This is a genomic window from Pseudomonas citrullilanati (assembly GCF_030580855.1).
In the GTDB taxonomy this organism is placed as follows: Bacteria; Pseudomonadota; Gammaproteobacteria; order Pseudomonadales; family Pseudomonadaceae; genus Aquipseudomonas; species Aquipseudomonas citrulli.
Map to the genome: position 1 here is coordinate 1 of NZ_JAUQOP010000074.1, position 9244 is coordinate 9244.

A 9244-nucleotide genomic window follows, 5' to 3' on the forward strand; every position below is an offset into this window, starting at 1 on the left:
ACGCCCTGGATGTCGTCATGGCTGTAGACCGATCGGGACCAGTCGATCAGCGCCAGCACGTTGCGATGGGCGATCGCCACGCCCTTGGGCAGGCCGGTGGAGCCCGAGGTGTAGATCACGTAGGCCAGGTTGTCCGGGGTCACGCCGGTGCTCGGCGCCTGCAGTGAATAGCCGGCCAGGTCGAGGCGATCGAGCATCAGCACCATAGTCGCTTCAGGCACCGATAACGTCGCCGCCACCGCCTGCTCGGTCAGCAACACCCGCGCGCGGCTGTCGTCGAGCATGTAGGCCACGCGCTCGGCCGGGTAATCCGGGTCCAGCGGCACGTAGGCGCCGCCGGCCTTGAGCACCGCGAGCAAGGCGACCAGCAGGTGTTCGGAGCGCGGCATCGCCACGCCGACCCGCACTTCCGGGCCGACGCCCAGCTCGATCAGTTTGTGGGCCAGGCGGTTGGCCCGGCCATCGAGTTCGGCGTAGCTCAATTGCGTGTGGGCGAAGGTCACGGCCAGGGCGTCCGGGGTGGCCGCCGCTTGGCGGGCGATCAACTGGTGGGTGCACAGGGGCGGGTCGAACGGGGCGTCGACCGGATTCCAGTCATGGACCAGGCGCTGGTATTCGTCGGCTTCGAGCAACATCAGTTCGGCCAGCCGGCGTTCGCCACCATCGACCATCTGCGCCAACAGTCGCACCAGGTGCGCCGCCAACCGAGTAACTGCCGCCGGTTCGAAGCTCGCCCGCTGGTAACTCAGGTGCACCGACAGTTGCCGCTCCAGGCTCACCAGCAGCGTCAGCGGGTAACTGGTCTGCTCGCGGGTGAGCGCCGGGCCAAAGCGCAAGCCGTCCGGCGCGCCTTGCGCCAGGGCCTGGGCAACCGGGTAGTTCTCGAACACCAGCAGGCTGTCGAACAGCGCCTCGCCGCCCTGCCCGGCCCAGCGCTGGATGTCCAGCAGCGCCGTGTGCTCGAATTCCCGCAAGGCCAGGTTCTGCGCTTGCACCGTTTGCAGCCAGCTGTCGAGGGTCTGCTCGGCCCGTGGGCTGGCGATCACCGGCAGGGTGTTGATGAACAGGCCGACCTGCTGCTCGATGCCCGGCAGATCCGACGGACGTCCGGCCACGGTCGCACCGAAGGCCACGGTGTCCTTGCCGGTGTAGCGCTGCAACAGCAGCAGCCAGGCGGCCTGCACCAGCGTGTTGACGGTGACTTTCGAGGCGCGGGCAAAAGCCTCCAGGCGCCGGGTCAGCGCTTCGTCCAGGCATTGCACGTGATCGCCATACCCCGTCGCCTCCGTGACCGGCTTCGCCAGCACCTCGGCCAGCCGCGTCGGCGTCTCCAGGCGGCGCAGGGCCGGCGTCCAGAAGGCTTCGCTGGCCGCCGCTTCCTGGCGTTGCAGCCAGGCGATGTAATCGCGGTAGCGACTGCCCGGCACGGCGACGTCCTGGCCGCAGTAGCGTTGCAGCACTTCGCCGAGCAGTTGCGAGTTGCTCCAGCCGTCCATGAGGATGTGGTGATGGCTGTAGATCAGGTGATAGCGCTGCGCGTCGAGGCGCACGATCACCAGCCGCAGCAGCGCCGGCGCGTTCAAGTCCAGCTGCCGGCGTTCCGCCTCGGCCAGGGCCGCCACGCTTTCATCGCGCCGCGGATCGTCACGCAGGTCATGCAGGCTGTAAGGCAATGCCAGGTGTTTGCTGACCACCTGCACCGGGTCGGGCAGGTCGCCTTGCCAGACGAAACGCGTGCGCAAGATGTCATGGGCGTCCACCGCCGCCTGCCATGCCTGGCGGAAACGTTCCGGGTCCAGCCCTTCGACGTCCAGGCGCAGTTGGTTGATGTAGGCGCCGCTGGCCTCGCCGTAGACACTGTGGAACAGCATGCCCTGTTGCATCGGCGACAACGGGTAAAGGTCGGCGATTTGCGCCGGCGCCATCGGCAGGCCGTCGAGTTGCCGCTGGTCCAGGCGAGCCAGCGGGAAGTCCGACGGCGTGACGCCGCCATGGACGCCGTCACAGCAATGCTCGATCAGCCCTTGCAGTTCCCGGGCGTAGTCGTCGGCCAGGGCCTGGACGGTGGCCGCGTTGAACTGCTCGCGACTGAACGTCCAGCCCAGGTTCAACTCGCCGCCGAACACCTGGCCATTGAGGGCAAGGACGTTGGCCAACGGCGCATCGGGGTCCAGCTCGTCGCCGGCGCCTTCGCTGGCCGGCACGAACAGCGCGCCGTGCGTTTCGTCGAAACTGGCGTCGAACTGGCCCAGGTAGTTGAAGGTCAGGTGCGGCGTGGGCAGCTCGGCCAGGCGGGCCTGCGCGGTGGCATCCCCCAAGTGCGCCAGGGCGCCGAAGCCCAGGCCTTTGTTCGGGATCGAGCGCAGTTGTTCCTTGATCTGTTTCAGCGACGCTCCCAGGTCCGTCGTCGGGGTCAACCGGGCCGGGTACAGGCTGGTGAACCAACCGACGGTGCGGGTCAGGTCGACATCGGCGAACACCGCTTCGCGGCCATGGCCTTCGAGCTGGATCAACGCGCTGTCGGTGCCGGTCCAGCGCACCATGACCCTGGCCAATGCGCTCAGCAGCAGATCGTTGACCTGGGTGCGATAAGCCTTGGGCGCGTCTTGCAGCAGTTGGCGGGTCAGCGCCGCATCGAGTCGGGTCCGCACGGTGAGCGCGTGGCGTTGCTGCCGCCCGCCCTGGGGATTGTCCATCGGCAACTGGCCGTCGGCACCGTCCAGGTGCGCTTGCCAGTACGCCAGTTCTTCCCCGAGCGAAGCACTGCGGGCATAGCCTTGCAAACGCTCGGCCCAGGCTTGGGCCGAGGTGGTCTTCGGCGCCAGTTGCCACGCCTGGCCGGCGGACAACTGACGGTAAGCGCCTTGCAGGTCTTCCAACAGGATCCGCCACGACACGCCGTCCACCACCAAGTGATGAATCGCCAGCAGCAAGCGCTGGCTGCCATCGGCGAGGGTCGCCAGCACCGCCCGCAGCAACGGCCCCGCTTGCAGGTCGAGGCTGCGTTGCGCCTGGTTGGCAAGCCGTTCCAGCGCGGCGGCATCGGCCACGTCCGCCACCCACAGCAGGCGTTCGGACGGGTCGCCCGGGGCCCGATAATGGGCCCGCCAGCCCTCGCCTCCTTCAGTGAAGCTCAGGCGCAGGCTGTCGTGATGCAGCACCAGCGCGTCCAGGGCCTGCTCCAGCGCACGGGCGTCCAGGCCTTCGGTCGGCTTGAGCAGTACCGCCTGGTTCCAGTGCTGGCGCTGCGGGATCGCTTCCTGGAAAAACACCCGCTGCACCGGCAACAGCGCCAGCTCGCCGGTCACCGGCCCCTGGTCGACGACCTGCGGGGCCGCGCCCAGGTGTGCCACCGCGGCCAGCGCCTCGACGGTCTGGTGCTGGAACAAGTCCTTGGGGGTGAAGTGGATGCCCACCTGGCGGGCGCGGCTGACCACCTGGATCGAGACGATGGAATCGCCCCCCAACTCGAAGAAATTGTCCCGCAGGCCCACCCGCTCCAACTTGAGCACGTCCTGCCAGAGCGACGCCAATTGCTGCTCCAGCGCGCTGCGCGGCGCCACGTAGGCCTGTTGTAGTTGGCTGACGTCGGGCTTGGGCAGGCTCTTGCGATCGAGCTTGCCGTTGGGCGTCAGCGGCAGGCGTTCGAGCACCTGCAGGTAGGCCGGGACCATGTGTGCTGGCAGCCTCGCCTTAAGCTGTTCGCGCAGTTGTTCGGCGAATGCCTCGCTGGGCGGGGCTGGCGTGGCGGCGACCACGTAGGCGACCAGGCGCTTGCCGCTGCCGGCAGTGCCTTCCTGGGCCACCACGACCGCCTCGCGCACGCCATCCAGGGCTTGCAGGCTGGCTTCGACTTCGCCCAATTCGATGCGAAAGCCGCGGATCTTCACTTGGTTGTCGATGCGATCGAGGTAGTCGAAGGTCCCGTCGGCGCGCTGGCGCACCAGGTCGCCGGTGCGGTACAGCAAGCCGCCGTGGCTGCTGAACGGGTCGGCGACAAAGCGCTCGGCCGTCAGGCCCGGACGGTTCAGGTAACCCCGGGCCAACCCGCTGCCGCCCAGGTACAGCTCGCCCGCCAGGCCTTGGGGCAGCAGGTTCAGGTCTGCGTCCAGCACGTAGGCACTGCGGTCGCCGATACGGCTGCCGATGGGCGCGTAGGCGGCGCCACACGCCATGTCGCGGCCGGCCTTCCAGATCAGCGGCGTGACCACGGTTTCGGTCGGGCCGTAGCCGTTGATGATGTAGTCCGGGTCCAGGGCGCGCTTGACCCGCTCGAAACTGGCACTGGCCACTGCATCGCCGCCGAAGCAGTAGATGCGCACGTGCGGCGGATTGCCCTCGCGCTCGGCGTGTTCGGCCAGTTGTTGCAGGTACACCGGCGGGAATGCCACCACCGTCACGCCGTACTCGCGCATGGCGTCGTAGGTCTGCTCCGGGGTCCACAGGCTGTCGTCGCGGATCAGCAGCGAAGCGCCATGGGTCAACGCGGTGAGCCAGCGCTCATGGGCGCCGTCGAAGGCGAAGGACATGAAGTGGAATTCGCAATCGCTGGCCTGCATGGCATAGCGCTCGCCGATGGCCTGGCAATGCATCGCCAGCGGACCGTGGGCCACGCTCACCCCTTTAGGGTTGCCGGTGGAACCGGAGGTGTAGATCACGTAGGCGAGGTTTTGCGGATCGATGCGCACCCCGGGCGCCTCCAGCGGTTGTCGGCTCAGGTCCAGGGTGTCGAGCGCCAGTACCTGGGCGGCGCCTGCCAGGGGCAACTGCGCCGCTACCCGGGAATCGCTGAGCAGCAGCGCCAGCCCCGAATCCTCGATCAGGTAGGCCAGGCGCTCCCGGGGGTAGCCAGTGTCCAGCGGCACGTAGGCAGCGCCAGCCTTGAGCACCGCCAGCAGGGCGACAATCACCCCTTCGCTGCGCGGCAAGGCCACGCCGACGCGGCTTTCCGGGCCGACGCCCCGGGCGATCAAGGCATGGGCCAACTGGTTCGCCCGGCGGTCGATGTCGCCGTAGCTGAATCGCTCGCCGTCGAAAATCACCGCCGTACGCTGCGGGTTCGACGCGGCCAACCGGGCGATACGCTGGTGCACGGCGACGTCGGTCGGATACGGCTGGGGCGCGTTGGCCGCCCGTTGCCGGACCTGCTCTTTGGCGCTGACCAGGGCAATGTCCCCGAGGTAACGCCCCGCCGACTCGACGAAGCATTCCAGCAGATGAATCAGTTGGGCGCCGATGCCCTCGATGGCCGCCGGGCTGAAATGCATCCGGTCAAAACACAAGTGCAGCGCCAACGCCTGGCCGAGGGTCACGGCCACGCTCAGCGGATAATGGGTCTGCTCCAGGTGACGGACCTCGCCGAACACCACCCCCTGCCCGGCACCTTGTTCCAGGGCCTGGGCAATCGGGTAGTTCTCGAACACCAGGATGTTGTCGAACAGCGCCTCGCCGCCCTGCCCGGCCCAACGCTGGATGTCTGCCAGCGGCGTGTGCTGGAACTCCCGCAGGCTCAGGTTCTGCGCCTGCACGGCTTGCAACCAGGCCGCGACCGATTGGTCCGGGCGCGGGGCGGCGATCACCGGCAAGGTGTTGATGAACAGGCCGACCTGTTGCTCGATGCCCGGCAGGTCCGCCGGACGCCCGGCCACGGTGGCGCCGAAGGCCACGCTGGCCTGCCCGGTGTAGCGTTGCAGGAGCAACAGCCACGCCGCCTGGACCAGGGTGTTGAGGGTGACCTTCTGCTCGCGGGCGAATCGCTCCAGGGCCTGGGTACGCGGGGCATCCAGGACCAGGTAATGATCGCCACGGCCGCTGTCGGTCGAATCGGCTGGCAGGACCCGCGCCAGCCGCGTCGGCTCGTGCAACGTGGCCAGGTGAGCGGTCCAGAACGCCTCGCCCTGGTCGGCGTCCTGGCGTTGCAGCCAGGCGATGTAGTCGCGATAGCGCCCGCCACTGGCCACGGGCTGGCGACCGCTGTAGCGCTGCAGCACTTCACCCAGCAATTGGGCGTTGCTCCAGCCGTCCATCAGGATGTGGTGATGGGTGTAGATCAGGTGCCAGCGCTCGACATCGGTCTGCACCAGCACCAGGCGCAGCAACGGCGCCCGGGCCAGGTCGAAGCCTTGTCGGCGCTCGGCGTCGGCGCGTTCGTCCAGGGCGTCGGCCAGGCGCTCGTGCCCACGCCAGTCAAGCTGGGTGAACGGCAATTCGACGTGACGCAGGACGAACTGCAGCGGTCGGTCGAGGTCGCCCTGCCAGGCGAAGCCGCTGCGCAGGATGTCCTGGGCCTGGAGCGTGGCTTGCCAGGCCGCTTGGAAACGTTGCGGGTCGAGGCCCTGGACGTCCACTCGCAACTGGTTGACGTACGCCCCCGCCGCCTGCTCGTACAGGCTGTGGAACAGCAGGCCCTGCTGCATCGGCGACAGCGGATAGAGATCATCCAGTGGCCCGGCGTCGACCGGCAGGCGATCGAGTTGTGCCTGGCTGATGCGTGCCAAGGGGAAGTCCGACGGGGTGGCTTGCGGTGCGTGCAGCCCGCAGCAATGCTCGATCAGTGCGCTCAGTTCGGCATGATAATCAGCCGCCAGGGTTTCGATGGTCTGGCGCTTGAACATCCGTTCGCTGAAACCCCAGTTCAACGACAGTTCACCGCCATAGACCTGGCCCTCCACCGTCAGCCAGTTCGCCAGCGGCGCCCGGGCATGCTGGGCGGCGCCGCTGCCTTCGCTGGACGGCACGAACAGCGCGCCGTCGTCGAACTGGCGGTCGAACTGGCCCAGGTAGTTGAAGGTGACGCGCGGCGCCGGCAGGGCCGCCAGCTCGGCACGCACCGCCGGTTCACCCAGGTAGCGCAACACGCCGTAGCCCAGGCCCTTGTCCGGCACGGCGCGCAATTGTTCCTTGATGGACTTGAGCGAATCGCCCAACGTCGCGGCCGGGCGCAGGCTGACCGGAAACAGGCTGGTGAACCAGCCGACCGTGCGGGTCAGGTCCACGCCGTCGAACAGGCCTTCGCGACCATGTCCTTCAAGCTGGATCAGCGTGCGGTCTTCGCCCGTCCAGCGGCACAACGTGCGCGCCAGGGCGGTCAGCAACAGGTCGTTGACCTGGGTGCGATAGGCCTTGGGGGCCTGTTGCAGGAGCTGGCGCGTCTGTTCGGCGTCCAGCCTCACCTGGACCTTGCGCTCGTCGCGAACCTCCAGGGACAACTGCGGATAGTCGCAGGGCAAGCCGTTGCCGGCGCCGGCGCTCGCCTGGGCGCGCCAGTAGTCGAGACTGTCCATGAAGCCGTCGAGGTGCCCGTGCAAGCGGGCCGACCACTGCCCGTACGCAGTGGTTTTCGCCGGTGCCTGGAGCGGCTGGCCGGCCTGTCGCTGGCCGTAGAAACGTTGCAGGTCCTCCAACAACACGCGCCAGGACACGCCGTCCACCACCAAGTGATGGATCGCCAGCAACAAGCGCTGGCTGCCGTCGGCCATGTCCACCAGCAGCGCCCGCAGCAACGGCCCGTCTTGCAGGCCCAGGCTGCGCTGGGCGTCGTCGCACAACGCATTGAGCTGCTCCACCGACGTCGCCTGGCGCTGCCACAACAGGCTCGCCGGCGCTGGCTCGGCGTAGGCCTGCTGCCACTGGCCGTTGACCTGGGTGAACCGCAGGCGCAAGGCGTCGTGGTGGCCGGCCAGGTGAATCAGGGCCGCGTCCAGCGCGGTCGCCTCGAGGGGTTCGCTCGGCACCAGCAACAGCGACTGGTTCCAATGCTGGCGTTCGGGGATGTCACGCTCGAAGAACCAATGCTGCACCGGGGTCAACGGCACGACGCCGCTCACCGGCCCCTGCTCGATCGCTTGCACGTCGCCCTGGCCGGCGACCAGCGCCAGGCTACGCAGGGTCTGGTGCTGGAACAGCGCCTTGGGGTTGAGCGTGATCCCGGCTTGCCGCGCACGGCTGACCACCTGCATGGAGACGATGGAATCGCCGCCCAACTCGAAGAAGTTATCGTCCAGGCCGATGTCGGTGATGTTCAGCACCTCCTGCCAGATCGCCGCCAGGGCTTTTTCCAGCGAACTGCGCGGCGCCACGAACGCACGCTGCTGTTCGCTGCCGTCCGGGGCTGGCAGCGCCTTGCGGTCGAGTTTGCCGTTGGGGGTCAGCGGCAGGTTTTCCAGGAACACCAGGTACGTCGGCACCATGTAGTCCGGCAGGTGTTCGCCCAGGGCGGCCTTGAGGGTTTCGCGCAACTGCACCTGGGCCTCGGCCTGGGTCAGCACGGCAGCGTCGCTCGGCACGATGAACGCCACCAGCTGCTGGCCGTGCTCGCGATCCTGGGCCAGCACCGTCAATTCGCGCACCTGGGGTTGTTGCAGCAGCCGCGCCTCGACTTCCCCCAGCTCGATGCGGAAACCACGGATCTTCACCTGATGGTCGATCCGCCCCTGGTATTCGAGCACGCCATCGGCGCGATAACGGCAGAGGTCGCCGGTACGGTACAAGCGTTCGCCGGTGGTGGTGAACGGGTTGGGCACGTACTTCTCGGCCGTCAGCGCGGCCCGGCCCAGGTAGCCCCGGGTGATCCCCGCGCCGCTCAGGTACAACTCCGCCGAGACGCCCCGGGGCACGACTTGCAGGTCGGCGTCCAGCAGGTAGCTGGCGGTGTGCGCGAGGGGCCGGCCGATGTTCGCCGTGCCGCCGGCGGTGCGCCGGGTCCAGGTGGAATAGGTGGTGTCTTCGGACGGGCCATAGAGGTCGTAGACATGCTCGATGCCCTCCGCTTGTGGGAGCGAGCCTGCTCGCGATGGCGGTGTGTCAGTGGGCTCAGGGGCGTCTGGTCGGGCGCTATGGCGAGCAGGCTCGCTCCCACCCAGGTACAAGGCATCCACCAGGCTTTGCTTCAACGGCTCACCGGCCAGGTTGATGATCCGCACGCTGGCCGGGATTTCACCGCTGCGCTGCAACGCGGCGATGGCCGAGGGCACGGTGTTGATCAGGCGCACCTGGTCGCGGGCCGGCAGTTGCGGCAGTTCCAGGGCGTTGCGGGCGATGATCAGCGAGCCGCCGTTGGCCAGGGTCACGAACAGTTCCCACACCGACAAATCGAAGCACACCGAGGTGGAGGCCAGGACGCCCTGGATGTCGTCATGGCTGTAGACCGATCGGGACCAGTCGATCAGCGCCAGCACGTTGCGATGGGCGATCGCCACGCCCTTGGGCAGGCCGGTGGAGCCCGAGGTGTAGATCACGTAGGCCA

The 9244-nt window shown here is 68.0% G+C and carries 1 protein-coding gene; it reads right to left on the reverse strand.

Features of this window, described 5'->3' with window-relative positions:
• Positions 1–9244 (reverse strand): non-ribosomal peptide synthetase (locus Q6A48_RS25530; RefSeq protein ID WP_304557241.1); only part of this gene is annotated, 9244 nt, incomplete at both ends.